Source organism: Microbacterium sp. X-17 (assembly GCF_039615055.1).
This window is the reverse complement of record NZ_JBDHNI010000005.1, coordinates 1-17,740: the sequence shown is the minus strand read 5'-3', so window position 1 is coordinate 17,740 and position 17,740 is coordinate 1. Positions and strand designations below refer to the sequence as shown.

Annotated in this window: 16 protein-coding genes and 1 pseudogene; 2 read left to right on the top strand and 15 right to left on the bottom strand. The window is 70.1% G+C overall.

Features of this window, described 5'->3' with window-relative positions:
* Positions 1-49 precede the first annotated feature (49 nt).
* The 14 genes from gltX to otsA form a co-directional block, all read right to left on the bottom strand.
* Complete coding sequence (gene gltX, locus ABCS02_RS22980) at positions 50-1,567, bottom strand: glutamate--tRNA ligase (RefSeq protein WP_345838029.1); 1,518 nt, start codon at positions 1,565-1,567, stop codon at positions 50-52.
* Between the two features lie 10 nt (positions 1,568-1,577).
* Positions 1,578-2,867 (bottom strand): MFS transporter, encoded by a 1,290-nt coding sequence (locus tag ABCS02_RS22975; protein WP_345838028.1) that lies wholly within the window; start codon positions 2,865-2,867, stop codon positions 1,578-1,580.
* A complete protein-coding gene (locus ABCS02_RS22970; RefSeq protein ID WP_345838027.1) occupies positions 2,860-3,627 on the bottom strand; it encodes a fumarylacetoacetate hydrolase family protein in 768 nt (255 codons plus the stop codon). The genes ABCS02_RS22975 and ABCS02_RS22970 overlap by 8 nt, the downstream gene beginning before the upstream one ends.
* A gap of 102 nt (positions 3,628-3,729) precedes the next feature.
* On the bottom strand, positions 3,730-4,833 hold the full coding sequence (locus tag ABCS02_RS22965; RefSeq protein ID WP_345838026.1) for a branched-chain amino acid aminotransferase: 1,104 nt from the start codon (positions 4,831-4,833) through the stop codon (positions 3,730-3,732).
* 46 nt (positions 4,834-4,879) lie between these two features.
* Entirely contained in the window at positions 4,880-5,932 is a 1,053-nt protein-coding gene (locus tag ABCS02_RS22960) for a 3-isopropylmalate dehydrogenase (RefSeq protein WP_345838025.1), read from the bottom strand.
* 4 nt (positions 5,933-5,936) lie between these two features.
* Positions 5,937-7,529, bottom strand: coding sequence for a phosphoglycerate dehydrogenase (serA, locus tag ABCS02_RS22955; RefSeq protein ID WP_345838024.1), 1,593 nt, complete (start codon positions 7,527-7,529; stop codon positions 5,937-5,939).
* A gap of 185 nt (positions 7,530-7,714) precedes the next feature.
* The gene (locus tag ABCS02_RS22950) at positions 7,715-8,077 is read right to left on the bottom strand and encodes a bacitracin resistance protein (protein ID WP_345838023.1); all 363 of its coding nucleotides are present in this window, start codon (positions 8,075-8,077) and stop codon (positions 7,715-7,717) included.
* Entirely contained in the window at positions 8,074-8,601 is a 528-nt protein-coding gene (locus ABCS02_RS22945; RefSeq protein WP_345838022.1) for a DNA polymerase III subunit gamma/tau, read from the bottom strand. The genes ABCS02_RS22950 and ABCS02_RS22945 overlap by 4 nt, the downstream gene beginning before the upstream one ends.
* Positions 8,602-8,689: 88 nt before the next feature.
* A complete protein-coding gene (gene ilvC, locus ABCS02_RS22940; protein ID WP_345838021.1) occupies positions 8,690-9,715 on the bottom strand; it encodes a ketol-acid reductoisomerase in 1,026 nt (341 codons plus the stop codon).
* 54 nt (positions 9,716-9,769) lie between these two features.
* A complete protein-coding gene (gene ilvN, locus ABCS02_RS22935) occupies positions 9,770-10,279 on the bottom strand; it encodes an acetolactate synthase small subunit (RefSeq protein WP_345838020.1) in 510 nt (169 codons plus the stop codon).
* 2 nt (positions 10,280-10,281) lie between these two features.
* The gene (locus ABCS02_RS22930) at positions 10,282-12,084 is read right to left on the bottom strand and encodes an acetolactate synthase large subunit (RefSeq protein WP_345838019.1); all 1,803 of its coding nucleotides are present in this window, start codon (positions 12,082-12,084) and stop codon (positions 10,282-10,284) included.
* A gap of 37 nt (positions 12,085-12,121) precedes the next feature.
* The gene (ilvD, locus tag ABCS02_RS22925; RefSeq protein ID WP_345838018.1) at positions 12,122-13,840 is read right to left on the bottom strand and encodes a dihydroxy-acid dehydratase; all 1,719 of its coding nucleotides are present in this window, start codon (positions 13,838-13,840) and stop codon (positions 12,122-12,124) included.
* A 9-nt stretch (positions 13,841-13,849) separates the two neighbouring features.
* On the bottom strand, positions 13,850-14,659 hold the full coding sequence (gene otsB / locus ABCS02_RS22920; protein WP_345838017.1) for a trehalose-phosphatase: 810 nt from the start codon (positions 14,657-14,659) through the stop codon (positions 13,850-13,852).
* On the bottom strand, positions 14,656-16,074 hold the full coding sequence (gene otsA, locus ABCS02_RS22915; protein WP_345838016.1) for an alpha,alpha-trehalose-phosphate synthase (UDP-forming): 1,419 nt from the start codon (positions 16,072-16,074) through the stop codon (positions 14,656-14,658). The genes otsB and otsA overlap by 4 nt, the downstream gene beginning before the upstream one ends.
* Before the next feature lie 76 nt (positions 16,075-16,150).
* Here otsA and ABCS02_RS22910 point away from each other — a divergent pair, with 76 nt between their 5' ends.
* Together ABCS02_RS22910 and ABCS02_RS22905 are read left to right on the top strand one after the other, a co-directional pair.
* A complete protein-coding gene (locus tag ABCS02_RS22910; RefSeq protein WP_345838015.1) occupies positions 16,151-16,405 on the top strand; it encodes a hypothetical protein in 255 nt (84 codons plus the stop codon).
* Between the two features lie 370 nt (positions 16,406-16,775).
* Positions 16,776-17,597 carry a hypothetical protein gene (locus ABCS02_RS22905; protein ID WP_345838014.1) on the top strand — a complete coding sequence of 274 codons (822 nt, stop codon included), beginning with the start codon at positions 16,776-16,778 and terminating at the stop codon, positions 17,595-17,597.
* Positions 17,598-17,613: 16 nt separating this feature from the next.
* On the opposite strand, the pseudogene ABCS02_RS22900 reads toward ABCS02_RS22905, so the two are convergent.
* A pseudogene (locus ABCS02_RS22900) lies at positions 17,614-17,740 on the bottom strand (4-hydroxy-2-oxovalerate aldolase); the annotation flags it as partial.

The window sequence follows — 17,740 nt, the reverse complement described above, 5'->3', positions numbered from 1 at the left end:
TCAAGCATGCCGCCCGGTCCCTGAGAAGACGTCGAGGACTCGCCCGGGTTCAGCCGGCGGTCAGGCGCTCCACGAGAGCGCCGAGACGCCGGATCGCCTCGCCCTTGCCGAGGAGTTCCAGCGACTCGAACAGCGGGGGCGACACGCGGCGCCCGCTGACCGCCACGCGCAACGGCCCGTACGCCACCCGAGGCTTGAGTCCGAGCCCGTCGATGAGCGCCTCCGTCAGGGCGGTCTGGACGGCGTCCGCGGTGAACTCGCTCTCCGGGACGAGCTCCAGCGCGCCGACGCTCGCGACGAGCACCTCCGCCGCGTTCGCGGGCAGCCCGGCGAGCGCGTCGTCCTCGTACGTGACCTCGTCGCGGAACAGGAAGCCGAGCAGGCCCGGAGCGTCGCCGAGCAGCGGCAGTCGCTCCTGCACGAGCGGGGCGGATGCCGCGAGCAGGGCGGCCTCGTCGACGGTCGGCGGCTCGGACACGAGCCCCGCCTCCGCCAGGTAGGGCACGAGGCGGCCGGCGAAGTCGCCGGGCTCCAGCATCCGGATGTGGTCGCCGTTGATCGCCTCGGCCTTCTTCTGGTCGAAGCGGGCCGGGTTCGGGTTCACGTCGGCGATGTCGAACGCCGCGATGAACTCCTCGAGCGAGAACACGTCGCGATCGGGGGCGAGCGACCAGCCGAGCAGGGCGAGGTAGTTCAGCAGCCCCTCGTGGATGAAGCCCTTCTCGCGCTGCAGGAAGAGGTCCGCCTTGGGGTCGCGCTTGGAGAGCTTCTTGTTGCCCTCCTCCCCCAGCACGAGCGGCATGTGCCCGAAGCGCGGCACGAAGTCGGTCACGCCGGCATCGATCAGCGCACGGTATAGCGCGAGCTGCCGTGCGGTGGACGGCATGAGGTCCTCGCCGCGGATGACGTGCGTGATCCCCATGAGCGCATCGTCGACGGGGTTCACGAACGTGTACAGCGGGATGCCGCCGGCCCGGACGATCACGAAGTCGGGAAAGGAACCGGCCGGGAACGTCACCTCGCCGCGGATGAGGTCGACGTACGTGAGATCCTCGTCGGGGACCCGCAAGCGCCACGCCGGCTCGCGGCCCTCCGCGCGGAACGCGGCGCGCTGCTCGTCGGTCAGGTTGCGGTCGAAGTTGTCGTAGCCGAGCTGCTTCGCCCGGCCGTTCGCCTCGTTCCGCGCGTCGATCTCCTCGGGCGTGGAGTAGCTCTCGTACACGGCACCGGCCTCGATGAGCCGACCGAGCACCTCGCGGTGCAGATCGTGCCGCTCCGACTGGCGGTAGGGAGCGTGCGGGCCGCCGACCTCGACGCCCTCGTCCCAGTCGATCCGGAGCCAGCGCAGCGCGTCGAGCAGCTGCTGGTAGCTCTCCTCGCTGTCACGTGCGGCATCCGTGTCCTCGATGCGGAACACCAGCGTGCCGCCGTTGTGGCGGGCATACGCCCAGTTGAACAGCGCCGTGCGGATGAGCCCGACGTGCGGGAGACCGGTCGGCGAGGGGCAGAAGCGCACGCGGATGTCGGAGCCTGCGGCCGTCGTGGTGCGGGGATCGGGAGAAGCCATCCCCCCCAGCTTAGGAGAGCCGCTGCGCCGCTCGGGCGCGGCGGCTGCGCGCCAGCGGCGAGAGCGCGGTGACCGCGGTGACCGCGGTGACGATCGCGAGCGCGCCGAGCGCGAGTCCGCTGTATCCGATCCATCCGAGCACGAGGCCGGCGACGATCGCACCGCCCCCGGCCACGAGGTTCATCACGAAGTCACTGCGTCCCTGCCGACGAGTGCGGAGGTCCTCCGCCGACGACTCCGTGAGGAGAGCGGCGCCCGCCACCGTGGATGCGCTCCATCCGAGGCCGAGCAGCACGAGGGCGATCGTGACGAACATCGTCGACTCCTGGCCGAACGCCGCGATGAGGAGGGATGCCGCGAGCAGCGCCTGGCCGACCAGCACGATCGCGACACGCCCCACGCGGTCCGCCAGGATGCCGAAGACCGGCGAGAGCGCGTACATCCCGGCGATGTGCAGACTGATCGTGAACCCGACGATCTCGATCGTCGCCCCCTGGTGGAGCAGGTGGACGGGCGTCATGGCCATCACGGCCACCATCACGCCGTGCGCCCCCGCGATCGCGAAGATCGAGTATCGCGCGGCGACTGGTCGATCCGCGCGCGCGATCGGCTGCGCATCCTTCCGGGCGGCGCTCGCGACGAACCCCTGGGCGAGCAGGAGCGGGTCCGGCCGCAGCGCGATGAAGTACAGCGCGACAGCCAGCAATTGCGCGACGACGGTGAACACGTACGGGCCGGTGAGCGGGGGCATCCCGATGGAATCGCCCAATGCCTGCCCGGGTCCCACGAGGTTCGGCCCGAGGACGGCGCCGATCGTCGTCGCCCACACGACGACCGAGAGGTCGCGTGCTCGGGACGCATCCGTCGAGAGGTCCGTGGCCGCGAAGCGGGATTGCAGGTTCGCAGCCTGCCCGGCACCGATGAACGCGAACCCCACGAGCAGCAATGGGAACGATCGCACCCCTGCTGCCCAGATCACGAGCGCGACGCCGACCAGGGCGAGCAGCATGCCGCTGCCGAGCGCGATGCGCCGGCCCCGGCGGCGCGCCATCGCCGCGAGCGGGATCGCCACCCCGGCAGCGCCGAGGGTCACGAAGGCGGTTGCGAGCCCGGAGAGCGCGTCATCCCCGGAGATCGCGCCGGCCAGGACGGCACCGAGGGAGATCGTCGCCCCGAACGCGACTCCGCCGAGCACCTGCCCGAGTGAGAGCACCCAGATCGTGCGCGTGCGGACGCGCGCGATCCGCTCCGCGTCCGGCTGCGGCCGGACGGACTCTCCTGGCGAGCCGGAGTCAGGCATCCCGCACGGGGTTGCGGAGCACCCCGATTCCGGACACCTCGACCTCGACGTCGTCGCCCGCCTGGAACGGACCGATGCCCGCGGGCGTGCCCGTGAGGATCACGTCGCCGGGCAGCAGCGTGAACACCGCCGAGGCGTACGCGATGATGTCGGGGACCGAGTGGATCATGTCGCTGAGTGCGGCATCCTGCCGCACGTTGCCGTTGACGCGGACCGTCAGCCGTGCGCCGGCCGGATCGAACTCCGTCTCGATCGCGGGTCCGAGGGGGCAGAACGTGTCGAAGCCCTTCGCGCGCGTCCACTGGCCGTCGAGCTCCTGCAGATCGCGGGCGGTGACGTCGTTCGCGACCGTGTAGCCGAAGACGACCTCGTGCGCGCGATCCGCCGGCACGTTCTTCGCAATCGCGCCGATCACGACCGCGAGCTCGCCCTCGTGGTCGGTCCGCTCCGACTGCGGCGGACGCACGATGGCGTCGCCCGGGCCGATGACGGACGTGTTGGGCTTGAGGAAGAGGAGCGGCTCCGCCGGCGCCTCCTCGTCGCCCATCTCGGCGGCGTGGTCGTGGTAGTTCTTGCCGACGCACACGATCTTCGACCGCGGGATGACGGGCGCGAGCAGCACGGCATCCGCCAGCGCGACGCGCTCCCCCGTCGTGTCGAAGCCCGAATACAGCGGATCGCCGTCGAGCACGACGATCTCGTCCTCGTCGACGATGCCGAAACGGATGGAATCCTGGTGGCTGAAGCGCACGATCCTCACCCGACCCAGCCTACTCACCCCCGAAAACGCGCCTATGTCACGAATGAGGGCGTATTTCGTGACATACGCGCGTTCTCGCGGGGAGGGGGCGCGGGAGCGGGGTCAGGCGTCGAGGCGGAGGAGCCAGTTGTGGCGGTCTTCGATCCGGCCGTACTGGATGTCGGTCAGCTCCTGGCGAAGCTCGAGGGCGAGCGTGCCGGCGGGCTGCTCGTCGAGGAAGTCGCGCCCCTTCAGCGCACCGATCGGGGTGACGACCGCCGCGGTGCCGCAGGCGAACACCTCGACGATGTCGCCGGATGCCACGTCCGCGCGCCACTGGTCGATCGTGACCTGGCGGCCCTCGACGCGGTGGCCGCGGTCCTCGGCGAGCTGCAGCAGCGAGTCGCGCGTCACGCCCTCGAGGATCGACGGCGACTGCGGGGTCACGAGCGTGCCGTCCTTGTAGACGAACACGATGTTCATGCCGCCGAGCTCCTCGACGTTGCGGTCCTGGTCGAGGAAGACGACCTGGTCGCAGCCCTGCTCGTACGCCTCGGACTGCGGCAGGAGGCTCGCGGCGTAGTTCCCGCCGGTCTTCGCGGCACCCGTGCCGCCGCGGCCGGCGCGCGCGTAGTCCTCGCTGAGCCAGATGCTCACCGGGGTGACGCCGCCCTTGAAGTACACGCCCGCGGGGCTCGCGATGACGTAGTAGTTGACCTTGTTCGCCGGGCGAACGCCGAGGAAAGCTTCCTTCGCGAACATGAACGGCCGGAGGTACAGGCTCTGATCCTCGCCCGACGGCACCCAGGCGCCGTCGATCGCGACCAGCTCGCGCAGCGACTGGATGAAGTACGGGACCGGCAGCTCCGGCAGCGCCAGACGGCGGGCGCTGCGCTGCAGACGGCGGCCGTTCTGGTCGGGACGGAAGGTGTGCACCGACCCGTCCGCGTGACGGTAGGCCTTGATGCCCTCGAAGACCTCCTGGCCGTAGTGCAGCACGGCGGCGGCCGGGTCGAGCGCGATCGGACCGTACGGCTGCACGCGCGGCCGGTGCCATCCACCGCCGACCGACCAGCAGATGTCGACCATGTGGTCGGTGAAGAACGTCCCGAACCCGGGGTTCGCGAGGATCTCCTCGCGGCGGGCGGGCGTGGCGGCGGTCAGGCTGCGGGAGACCGCGAACTCCAGCGGGGCGAGTCCGGTCTCGTAGTCGTCGATGAGAGTCATGAGGTTCCTGGCGTTCGTGTGCGGGCGGACCCCGCGCTCCCCCAGGCTACGCCCGGAGACGCTCGGCGATCGCGTCGCCGATCTCGGACGTGGTCCGGGACCGGCCGTCGCGCTCGGCGATATCCGCCTCCGCGGCCCGCGTCACCCGGGCTGCCTCGTCGGCAAGACCGAGGTGATCGAGCAGGAGCGCCGTGGAGAGGATCGCGGCGGTGGGGTCCGCCTTCTGCTGGCCGGCGATGTCGGGCGCGGAGCCGTGCACCGGCTCGAACATCGACGGGAAGGTGAGATCGGGATTGATGTTCCCGGAGGCGGCGAGGCCGATCCCTCCGCTGATGGCGCCGGCGAGATCGGTCAGGATGTCGCCGAAGAGGTTGTCGGTGACGATGACGTCGAAGCGACCCGGGTTCGTGACCAGGAAGATCGTGGCCGCGTCGACGTGGAGGTAGTCTACGGCGACATCCGGATGCTCGGCCGCGACCTCGTTCACGATCCGCTGCCAGAGACCGCCCGCGTTCACGAGCACGTTCGTCTTGTGCACGAGCGTCAGCTTCTTGCGGCGACGCTCCGCGAGGTCGAACGCGAAGCGCACGACGCGCTCGACGCCGAACGCCGTGTTCACGGACACCTCGTTCGCGATCTCGTGCGGCGTGCCGCGACGGATGCTGCCGCCGTTGCCGACGTACGGACCCTCAGTCCCCTCGCGGACGACGACGAAGTCCACCTCGCCGGGGCTCGCGAGCGGCCCGGGCGCGCCCGGGTACAGCTTCGTGGGCCGGAGGTTGACGTAGTGGTCGAGGTCGAAGCGGAGCTTCAGCAGCAGCCCGCGCTCGATGTTCGCGTCCTTCAGGCGCGGGTCGCCGGGCAGGCCGCCGACCGCGCCCAGCAGGATCGCGTCGTGCGCCTTGATGGCGGCGAGGTCCTCGTCCGTGAGCGTGTCGCCCGTCTCGAGGTAGCGCGCGGCTCCCAGCGAGAACCGCGTCTTCTCGAACGTGACGTCGGAGCCGGCGGTCGCCGCATCCAGGACCTTCTCCGCCTCCGCGATGACCTCGGGGCCGATGCCGTCGCCGGCGATGACGGCGAGCTTCACGACACGCGACACGCGCTCAGTCCTCGACGATGTCGATCAGCCGGAACAGGTCCGCGCCGGCCGCCTCGCGGATCGGCGCGAGCAGGCCCTCGGGCACCGGCGAGTCGACCGTGACGACCGAGAGCGCGCGACCGCTGGCATCCGGCTTCGCGACCTGCAGGGCGATGATGTTGACGCCCGCATCGCCCAGGACGCGGCCGTAGCTGCCGACGACCCCGGGGCGGTCCGCGTAGCGCATGACCATGTGGTGCTGCTCGATCGGCACCTCGAGCTCGTAGCCGTTGACGCCGACGATCTTCGGCACCATACGGGTGCCCGCGAGGGTACCGGCGACCGAGAGCGTCGTGCCGTCACTGAGCGTGCCGCGGAGCACCGTCAAGTTGCGATAGAGCGGGCTCTCCGCCTCGACGATCATGCGCGTCTCGACGCCGCGCTGCTCGGCGAACAGCGGCGCGTTGACGTAGGAGACCTTCTCGCTGACGATGCGGCTGAAGATGCCCTTGAGCGCCGCGAGCCGGTACACGCTGACGTCGTAGGCGGCCAGCTCGCCGCGGACCTCGATGTCGAGGCTCGTGAGGGCGCCCTCGGCGAGACCGCTGAAGAACTGCCCGAGCATCTCGACGAGCGCGATGCCGGGACGCACGAACGGGTCGATGACGCCGCCCGCGACGTTCACGGCGTCGGGGACCAGGTCGCCCTCGAGCGCGAGCTTGACGGACTTCGCGACGGCGACGCCCGCCTTCTCCTGCGCCTCGTCCGTGGACGCGCCGAGGTGCGGCGTCACGACCACGTTCGGGAGGCCGAGGAGGCGCGTGTCGGTCGGCGGCTCGCTCGTGAACACATCGAGGCCGGCGCCCGCGATCTCGCCGTAGCTGAGCGCGTGATAGAGCGCGTTTTCGTCGATCAGACCGCCACGGGCGACGTTCACGATGTACGCCGTGGGCTTCATACGGCTGAGCTGCTCAGCACCGATCATGCCGGTGGTCTCCGGCGTCTTCGGCATGTGGATCGTGATGAAGTCACTCGTCTCGAGGAGCTCGTCGAGCGTCAGGAGCGTGACGCCGAGCTGCTGTGCACGCGCGCTCGTGATGTACGGGTCGTAGGCGACGATGTTCACCTCGAAGCCCTGCAGCCGCGCCGCGATGAGCGCGCCGATGCGGCCGAGGCCGATGATGCCGACCGTCTTCTCGTACAGCTCGGTGCCGGTGTAGGCGCTGCGCTTCCACTGGCCGGCGGCGAGCGACGCGTGCGCGGCGGGGATGTGCCGGGCGAGGCTCAGGATGTGGCCGACCGTGAGCTCCGCGGCCGAGACGATGTTCGAGGTCGGGGCGTTGACGACCATGACGCCGGCGGCCGTGGCCGCCTTGATGTCGACGTTGTCGAGGCCGACGCCGGCGCGCGCGATCACGCGCAGGACCGGAGCGGCGGCGATCGCCTCGGCATCCATCTTCGTCGCCGAGCGGATGAGGACCGCGTTGGCCTCCGCGAGCGCCGCAAAGAGCGCGGTCCGATCCGTGCCGTCGACGTGACGGACGTCGAAGTCCGGTCCGAGGGCGTCGATCGTGGCGGGAGAGAGTTGTTCGGCGATGAGGACAACAGGCTTCGTCACAGGCGTGGATCCTTAGGTGTGCAGTGCCACGCCGTGGGCTTCGACGGGCCTCCGCCATCTTACCGGCCCGCCACACCACCCCCGACCCGGTCCACTCCCCCGTGACAACGCGCGTGTGTCACGAAATCGGCCCGATTTCGTGACACACGCGCGTTCTCAGCGGGAGGGGGCGGGCGGGGTGGTGGTCAGGTGCCGAGGAGGGAGGCGCCGGCCACCTGGGTGTAGGCCAGGACGTTGAGCCAGAACACGCATGCGACGCACAGGCCGGTGAAGAGGATGAGGGCGAACGGGAACGCCTTCCGGCGCCAGCCGATCGCGAACGCGATCGCGAACACGATGACGGGGAACGCCGCCGCGAGGAGGAGGACGAACCATCCGTAGCCGTTGATCCCGAGACCGCCCGAGACCTGCTGGAAGAGGAACGACAGCGCGTTCCAGAACGCGTATGCGTAGAAGAGTGCGAACACGCCCGAGATTGTCGCGATCGCCCAGACGGGCAGTGCCGTCCGGCGTGCGGGCTCCGGCGTCCGCTCGGCATTCGTCGTCATGCGCCCACCGCCCCGACCATGATGAACGGCCACGGCAGCAGGAGCAGCGCGCCGGCGACCAGAAGGAGGAACCGCACCCAGATGCGCGCGGAGCGCGTCAGCAGCGCCACGGCGGTGAACCACGCGGCCGGCGCGAGGACCGCGAGCCACATGCTCACCTGGTACGCGACGGGCGCGATGAAGAACAGCGCGTAGCCCTGCAGGCGCAGGGCACCGACGATCCAGCCGATCGTGAGGAGCGCGTACACCCCGCCCAGGACGCCGAACGCGACGAGCGCGACATTGCCGACGGGCGGATGCTGCTCCTCCGGCGTCTCCCCCAGCGCCCAGTGCGCGTCGCCTCCGGCGGCGGCTACGGCCGGCTCCGGCTTCGGCTCCGCCTTCGCGGCCTCGGCGGCCGGCGGGGTCGCCGCGGGCCGGGCGTCGGGCTTCCTGCGGGATACGTACGTGCGGTCGTCGTCGCCCTCCCACGAGAGGGCGTCGTCGTCCCGCTCGGGATCGTCGTCCCGCTCGGTGTCACTCACCCTCCCAGCGTATCGGCGCCACCCGCACACGAGTTCGGGGCGCGATCGCAAGGATCGCGCCCCGAACCGAAGGGAGGAAGGACCGAGGTCAGCGCGCGGCGCTGCCCTCGACGTAGTCGCTGTCCTGCTGCTTCCACGCGAAGAGGGCGCGCAGCGTCTTGCCGGTCGCCTCGATCGGGTGCTGCGCCTCCTTCTCGCGCAGCGCGAGGAACTCGACGGCCCCGTTGTCCTGGTCGGCGATGAAGCGCTCCGCGAACGCGCCGGACTGGATGTCGGCGAGCACGCCCTTCATGTTCTCCTTGACGTCCGGCGAGATGACGCGCGGACCGGAGACGTAGTCGCCGTACTCGGCCGTGTCGGAGATCGACCAGCGCTGCTTGGCAATGCCGCCCTCCCACATGAGGTCGACGATGAGCTTGAGCTCGTGCAGCACCTCGAAGTACGCGATCTCGGGCTGGTAGCCGGCCTCGACGAGCGTCTCGAAGCCGTACTCCACGAGGTGCGACATGCCGCCGCAGAGCACCGACTGCTCACCGAACAGGTCGGTCTCGGTCTCCTCCGTGAACGTCGTCTTGATGACGCCGGCGCGCGTGCCGCCGATCGCCTTCGCGTACGCCTTCGCGACGTCCCAGGCCTGTCCCGACGCGTCCTGCTCGACCGCGATGATGTCCGGGATGCCGCGGCCCGCGACATACTCGCGGCGGACCGTGTGGCCCGGGGCCTTCGGCGCGACGAGGATGACGTCGACACCGGCCGGCGGCTGGATGTAGCCGAAGCGGATGTTGAAGCCATGCGCGAACGCGAGCGTCTTGCCCGGCGTCAGGTTGTCGCGGATCGACTCGGCGTAGATCGCACGCTGGTGCTGGTCGGGCGCGAGGATCATGATCAGGTCGGCCCACTGGGTGGCATCCGCGACGTTCTTGACCTCGAAGCCGTCCTCCTGCGCCTTCGCCGCGGACTTCGAGCCCTCGCGAAGCGCGACGACGACGTCGACGCCGGAGTCGCGGAGGTTCTGCGCGTGCGCGTGACCCTGCGAGCCGTAGCCGACGATCGCGACCTTCTTGCTCTGGATGAGCGAAAGGTCGGCGTCGGCGTCGTAGAAGATCTCAGCCATGTGTGTTCTGTCTCCTTGGGTGGTGAATGCCTGTACTCGTGAAAAAGGGTGCGCTCAGCTGCGCGGAACCCGCTCGGTGATGCTCTTCCCGCCGCGTCCGATCGCGAGCAGGCCGGACTGGGCGAGCTCCTTGACGCCGAACGGCTCGAGGGCCCGCAGGAACGCCTCGACCTTGCCGGAGTCGCCCGTCACCTCGACCACGAGCGCGTCCGGCGCGTAGTCCACGATCTGGGCACGGAAGAGGCTCACGACCTCGAGCACGTTGGAGCGCGTCTGGTTGTCGGCGCGCACCTTGATGAGCATGTGCTCGCGGAGCACCGCGGCCGAGGGCTCGAGCTCCACGATCTTGATGACGTTGACGAGCTTGTTCAGCTGCTTCGTCACCTGCTCGAGCGGGAAGGCCTCGACGTCGACCACGACCGTGATGCGGGACAGGCCCGGCACCTCGGTCACGCCCACCGCGAGGGACTGGATGTTGAAGCCGCGCCGGGCGAAGAGCCCGGCGACGCGGGTCAGCAGACCCGCCTTGTCCTCCACGAGGAGGCTCAGCACGTGACTCGCCATGCTCAGTCCTCCTGCTCGAACGCCGGCGCGTGGTCGCGCGCGTACTGGACGTAGCTGTTGCTGACGCCCTGCGGCACCATCGGCCACACCATCGCGTCGGCGCTCACCACGAAGTCGATGACGACGGGCCGGTCGTTGGTCTCGAGAGCGGTGCGGATCGCGGCATCCACGTCCTCCTCCTTCTCCACGCGCAGCGCGAGGCAGCCGTACGCGTCGGCGAGCTTCACGAAGTCCGGGATGCGCGCCGTGCCGTGCCCGGTGTTCAGGTCGGTGTTCGAGTGGCGGCCGTCGTAGAACAGCGTCTGCCACTGGCGCACCATGCCCAGCGACGAGTTGTTGATGATCGCGACCTTGATGGGGATGTTGTTGATGACGCAGGTCGCGAGTTCCTGGTTCGTCATCTGGAAGCATCCGTCGCCGTCGATCGCCCACACGACGCGGTCGGGCTCGGCGACCTTCGCCCCCATCGCGGCCGGGACCGAGTAGCCCATCGTGCCGGCGCCGCCGGAGTTGAGCCACGCCCGCGGTCGGTCGTACGTGATGAACTGCGCCGCCCACATCTGGTGCTGGCCGACGCCCGCGGCGTACACGCCCTCGGGTCCGGTGAGCTCGCCGATGCGCTGGATCACGTGCTGCGGCGAGAGCAGGCCGTCGCTGGTCGGCGTGTACCCCAGGGGGAACTCCGCGAGGAGCCCCTCGAGGAACGACCACCACTCCGTCAGATCCGGGGTGGTCCCGCCGGAGGCCTCGCGGAACGCGGCGTCGAGGTCGACGAGCACCTCGCGGACGTCGCCCACGATCGGCACGTCGGCGAAGCGGATCTTCCCGATCTCGGCGGGGTCGATGTCGACGTGCACGACCTTCGCGTTCGGCGCGAACAGAGACGCCTTGCCCGTCACGCGGTCATCGAAGCGGGCGCCGAGCGCCACGATGAGGTCGGCCTCCTGCAGCGCGAGCACCGCCGGGACCGTCCCGTGCATGCCGGGCATGCCGAGGTGGTGCGGGTGGGAGTCGGGGAACGCACCCCGCGCCATCAGCGTCGTGACGACCGGTGCGCCGGTCACTTCGGCGAGCGTCTCCAGCTCGGCCGACGCGTTCGCGCGGATGACCCCGCCGCCCACGTACAGCACCGGCTTGCGTGCCTCGACGAGCAGCTGCGCCGCGGCCTGGATCTGCTTGCCGTGCGCCTTCGTCACCGGCCGGTAGCCGGGCAGGTCGATCTTCGGCGGCCACACGAAGGGCGCGGAGTCCTGCTGCGCGTCCTTCGTGATGTCCACGAGCACGGGGCCGGGACGGCCGGTCCCGGCGATCTCGAACGCCGCGGCGATCGCTGCGGGGATGTCCTCCGCGCGCTTCACGAGGAAGGAGTGCTTCGTGATCGGCATCGTGATGCCCACGATGTCCGCCTCCTGGAAGGCATCCGTCCCCATGAGGTTCGAGAACACCTGACCGGTGATGCAGACGATCGGCACGGAGTCCATGTAGGCGTCCGCGATCGCGGTCACGAGGTTCGTGGCGCCCGGCCCAGAGGTCGCGATGGCGACGCCGATACGACCGGAGGCCGCGGCGTATCCCTCGGCGGCGTGGCCGGCGCCCTGTTCGTGGCGCACGAGGATGTGACGGACCGCCCCGTCGTCCATGAGCGGGTCGTAGACGGGCATGATGGCGCCGCCCGGGATCCCGAAGACGTCGGTGACGCCGAGGAGCTCGAGGGCGCGGACGACCGCTTCCGCGCCCGTGAGCACGGGCGCAGCGGCGGTGCGAGCGGGGGGCCGGGGAAAGGCCGGGGCGGGTTCGGCAGACATGGTGCGGACCTCGTTGAGAAGAGATGGATGGATGCTGCTACCCGGTGACAGCGCCCTCGGCCGCCGAATGCACGAGCTTCGCGTACTTGGCGAGGACACCACGGGTGTAGCGCGGGGGAAGGGGCTCCCAGCCGATGCGGCGGGACGCCAGCTCGGTCTCATCGACGAGTAGGTCGAGAGTGCGAGCAGCGATATCGACCCGTATCAGATCACCATCGCGCACGAAGGCGACCGGACCTGCGTCGACCGCTTCGGGTGCTATGTGGCCGATGCAGAGGCCGGTTGTGCCGCCTGAGAATCGTCCGTCCGTCAACAGTAGTACATCCTTGCCGAGGCCGGCTCCCTTGATGGCAGCGGTGATCGCGAGCATCTCGCGCATCCCGGGACCGCCCTTCGGGCCCTCGTAGCGGATGACCACGACGTCGCCGGCGTGGATCTCCCCCGCCTCCAGCGCGTCCATCGCGGCGCGCTCGCGCTCGAACACGCGCGCGGGTCCTTCGAACACGTCGCCGTCGAACCCGGCGGACTTGACGACCGCACCCTCAGGAGCCATCGAGCCATGGAGGATCGTGATGCCGCCGGTCGTGTGGATCGGGTCGTCGAAGCGGTGGATGACGGTCCCGTCGATCGGGTCGGGGTTCAGGTCGCGGAGGTTCTCGGCGAGCGTCTTGCCGGTGACGGTGAGCGCGTCGCCGTGCAGGAGGCCCTCGTCGAGCATCGCCTTCATGATGACCGGGATGCCGCCCTGACGGTCGACGTCGTTCATGACGTACTGACCGAACGGCTTCATGTCGGCCACGTGCGGCACCTTGTCGCCGATGCGGTTGAAGTCGTGGAGGTTCAGCTCGACCTCAGCCTCGCGGGCGATCGCGAGGAGGTGCAGCACCACGTTCGTCGACCCGCCGAGCGCCATCGCGAGGGCGATCGCGTTCTCGAAGGCCTCCTTCGTGAGGATGTCGCGGGTGCGGATGCCGAGCCGCAGGAGGTTCACGACCGCCTCGCCGGACCGGTGCGCGTAGGCGTCGCGACGGCGGTCGGCCGACGGCGGCGCGGCGGAGCCGGGCAGGCTGAGGCCGAGCGCCTCGCCGACGGAGGCCATCGTGTTGGCCGTGTACATGCCGCCGCAGGCACCCTCACCGGGGGCGAAGGAGCACTCGATCCGCTTCAGGTCCTCTTCGCTCATGCGACCCGCGAGACACGCACCGACGCCCTCGAAGGAGTCGATGATCGTGATCTCCTTCTCGGTGCCGTCCGTGAACTTCACCCAGCCGGGGGCGATCGAGCCGGCGTAGAGGAACACGCTCGAGAGGTTGAGGCGGGCGGACGCCATCATCATGCCGGGGATCGACTTGTCGCAGCCGGCGAGCAGGACGGTGCCGTCCAGGCGCTCGGCCATCACGACGGTCTCGACCGAGTCGGCGATGACCTCGCGGCTCACGAGCGAGAAGTGCATGCCCTCGTGGCCCATCGAGATGCCGTCCGACACGGAGATCGTGCCGAACTGCAGCGGGTACCCACCTCCGGCATGCACACCCTCCTTGGCACCCTGGGCGAGCCGGTCGAGGCTCAGGTTGCAGGGCGTGATCTCGTTCCAGCTGGAGGCGATGCCGATCTGGGGCTTGTCCCAGTCCTCGTCTCCCATGCCGACGCCGCGGAGCATGCCGCGCGAGGTCGTCGCCTCGATGCCGTCCGTGACGACGCGGCTGCGGGGCTTCATGTCGACGGGCGCGGCCGAAGGCGGAACGTTCTCAGGCATGCATCGAGTCTATTCCCGGGCAGCGCGGGCGGTGGCCAGGGCGAGGAGCGCCTCGGCCATGGCCGGCGGGCTGGGCACCGAGACGGTCGCCGCCGTCGGACCCGCGCCGACGTGGATGCCGAGGTCCCCCGCACCGAGGCTCGCGAGGGCGTCCTCGTCGGTCGTGTCGTCGCCGGCATACACGACGCACGTCGCGTGGACACGCTCGCGCAGCGCGGCGACCGCGGAGTCCTTGCCCTCGTGCCGGAACGCGTACTCGACGATGTTCTTGCCGGTACGCCGACGCCACGCGGGCGCCTTCTCGGCGACAAGCGCGTCGACGCCGGCATCCGCCCGACGGGCGTCGTCGGGGCTCGCGAGACGCGTGTGCACGCCGAATCCGAACGTCTTCGGCTCGATGAAGGTGCCCGGGATGTCGGCGACGATCGCTTCCGCCTCCGCGCGAAGCCGGTCGCGCAGCGCCACATCCGCATCGGCCTCCGCGGGCTCGACGGCGCCGACGCCGGGGAACCAGAACTCGGCGCCGTGGGATCCGGCGAGCAGGACCTGCGACGCGTCGTCGTGCTCCGCGATGATCCGGAGATCGGCCAGACTCCGCCCCGAGATGAACGCGACGGTCGTGCGGGGCAGGCGGACGAGCTCCGCGATGGCCCGCACCGCCTCCGGCAGCGCACGCGCCGCCATCGGGTCGTCCTGGTGGAGCGAGAGCGTGCCGTCGAAGTCCAGCGCGACGAGGAGCACGTCGCTCACCGCCGCGCGGTCCAGCGCCTCGGCGAGCTCCCCCTGGGCCTGGTCGGTCATGGCCGTCTGCTCCGTCACGCGATGTCCTCTCGTTGCGCGCGCATCTGTCCGAGGGCGTCGAGGAAGTCGCGCGACCAGTCCTCGACGTCGTGCTCCCGCACGCGCCGGCGGAGCGCGCGCATCCGGCGAGCCTGCTCGCCGACGGGCATCTCTACGGCGCGCATGATCGCGTCCTTGACCCCGCCGATGTCATGCGGGTTGATCAGCAGAGCGCTGCCGAGCTCGTCGGCGGCCCCGGCGAACTCGCTCAGCACGAGCACGCCCCGGTTGTCGAGGCGGCTCGCGACGTATTCCTTCGCGACGAGGTTCATGCCGTCGCGAAGGGCCGTGACGAGCATCACGTCGGCAGCGAGATAGAGCGCCACCATCTCCTCGCGCGGGTATGCCTGGTGCAGGTACCGGATCGCGGTGTGGTCCATCGTGTCGAAGTCGCCGTTGACGCGTCCGACCATGAGCTCGATCTCGTCGCGGAGCTGCACGTAGGCGTCCACGCGCTCGCGGCTCGGACTCGCGACCTGGACGAGTGTGACGTCCTCGACCGCCAGCCGGCCGTCCTCGAGGAGCTCGCCGAAGGCCTTCAGACGGTGCTGGATCCCCTTCGTGTAGTCGAGCCGGTCGACGCCGAGCAGGATCTTCCGGGGGTTGCCGAGGCTCTCGCGGATCTCCGCGGCGCGGGCGCGGATGTCCTCGCGCTGCGCGAGCTGGATGTAGGCATCCGCGTCGATCGAGATGGGAAAGGCCTTCGCGAGCACACGGCGCGTGCCGCCGGTCGGGGTGGGCACACGGATGCCGGAGGCGCGCGTCTCGTAGTGGAGCTGGCGTCGCACGGCACGGGCGAACTCCCCCGCGTCCGCGACCCGCTGGAACCCGATGACATCGGCGCCGAGGAGCCCCTCGAGCACCTGACGGCGCCACGGCAGCTGCGCGAAGAGACTGTGCGCAGGGAACGGGATGTGGTGGAAGTAGCCGATCGTGAGGTCCGGGCGCGCCTCGCGCAGCATCCGCGGGACGAGCTGAAGCTGGTAGTCCTGCACCCACACGGTCGCCCCGTCCGCGGCGACCTCCGCGGCGGCGTCGGCGAAGCGGCGGTTGACAGCGACGTACGCGTCCCACCAGGCCCGACGGAACCGCGGGGCCGCGATCACGTCGTGATAGAGCGGCCAGATCGTGTCGTTGGAGAAGCCCTCGTAGTAGAGCTCGACATCCTCGGCCGTCAGAGCGACCGGAACGAGCTGCACGCCGTCGAACTCGAACGGGTCCAGCTCGAGGTCGGGCTTGCCCGGCCAGCCGACCCAGGCGCCATCGGCCTTGCGCATGACCGGCTCCAGCGCCGCCACGAGGCCGCCCGGCGAATGCCGCCAGCCCGACTCGCTGTCGTCGTCACGGTCCACGGGGAGGCGATTCGCGACGACGACGAGGTCTGCCTTGGTCACGTGCGCTCCCGCTCTGCCGACTCCCCCCACCATATACACCCCCTTCCGCGCCATCACCGCCCGGTAGCGTGGTGCCATGCGCAAGTATCTTTTCGGCACGGGTGTGATCGGAGCGATCATCGGCGGCATCACGCTGCTGCGAGACCTGCGCAGCGGTGCGCCGTTCACGTGGCGCACCGCCCTCGCGTGGCTGAGCTGGGGGATCGCCGTCGTGCTCGCCGTCGGCGCCATCACCGATGTGTACCGGGCCTCGCGCGGCGGCTCGGTCGATCCGGACTCGCCGATCGCCGGCAAGGAGCAGAAGCTCCTGAAGAGGCACCTCGCCCGCTGAGTCCCGCGCCAGAGTTCCCGGTCCTGAGAGATCGGCATGGATCAGACGGCATCCAGGTGTTCTTGGCTAGAGTGGGGCGATCACGGACCCGGAGTCCACGAGCACTGCATCACCCGACAGCTCACGATGCCGACACCTGATTGCCTCTGCTTTGACCACTGAGAATTCGAGCGACGCCGCTCCCACGCGACGCTCGCTGCGAGAAGCCGCTGCCCGCGCGCACGCGGAACCCGCCAACGTCCCTCCGAAGAACGACACCCCCCCGAAGAAGCAGCCGCGACCTTCGCGCGCCTCAATGCCGCGACCTCCCCGCGCCACGCCGCATCGCGCCTCAACGCCGCGACCTCCGCGCGCAGCGAGGCCACGACTGATGAAGCGGATCGCCGCCGCGTCGTTCTCGATCGGCGTCCTCGGCGTCGTAGGGGTCCTGACCATCGGGATGACGGCCGCACCGGAGGCGGTCGCGGCGGCCAATCGCAGCGTCGACAGCTCCTCCACGGGCGACGTGCAGGTCGTCTCCGTCCGCAGCATCATGGCCCACGAGGCGCAGTCGTACACGGCGCCGACGAGCGCGCAGCTCACCGCGCTGCAGCGGTCCGACTACTCGGCCGCATCCGTCGTCGCCGCCGGGGTCCCGAGCGCATCGACGAAGAGCGGCGCGCCCGCGGAGGGCGGCTTGACCCTGGCGCAGGCGCAGGACCTCATCGCGGAGTACGTGAGCACGGCAGACACGGCGCCGCTGCGCAAGGGCGAGGCGGTGCTGGACGGCCTGTACCCCGGCTCCGAAGGTCCCGGGGACTGCGGCAGCGGCGGGACCGTCGACAAGCTCGACAACTGCGTGGGCTTCGTCACCTATTTCATGAACGTGTACACGAGCTTCAATCGGTACGTGATCGCCAACGGCGGCCAGGAGGCCGCCAACATGGCCGCGGTCCTGCAGCGGAAGACGAGCTCCTCCCCCTCGGTCTATTCGGTCGGCTCGAGTTGGGGCACCAGCGCGGACGGGCACACCTTCGTGGTGCTGGGTATCCACGGCGACCAGGCGATCGTCGGCGAAGCCGCGTGCGGTCTGACCGACGGCTGGCCGCGGGCCCGTGCCGTCTCGGTGTCATCGCTGCAGGGCGACACCTTCGTGGACGTGTCCGACCTGATCCTGCCGCAGCAGCGCACCCTCGCCCAGCTTCTGGGCTGAGCCGGTCTCGCCCCCCTCAGGTGTGGGTGGCAAGGAGGTCGAGGGAGACGTCGATGATCATGTCTTCTTGGCCGCCGACGAGGCCGCGGCGTCCGCATTCGACGAGGATGTCGCGGACGTCGAGCTGGTAGGTGGCGGCCGCG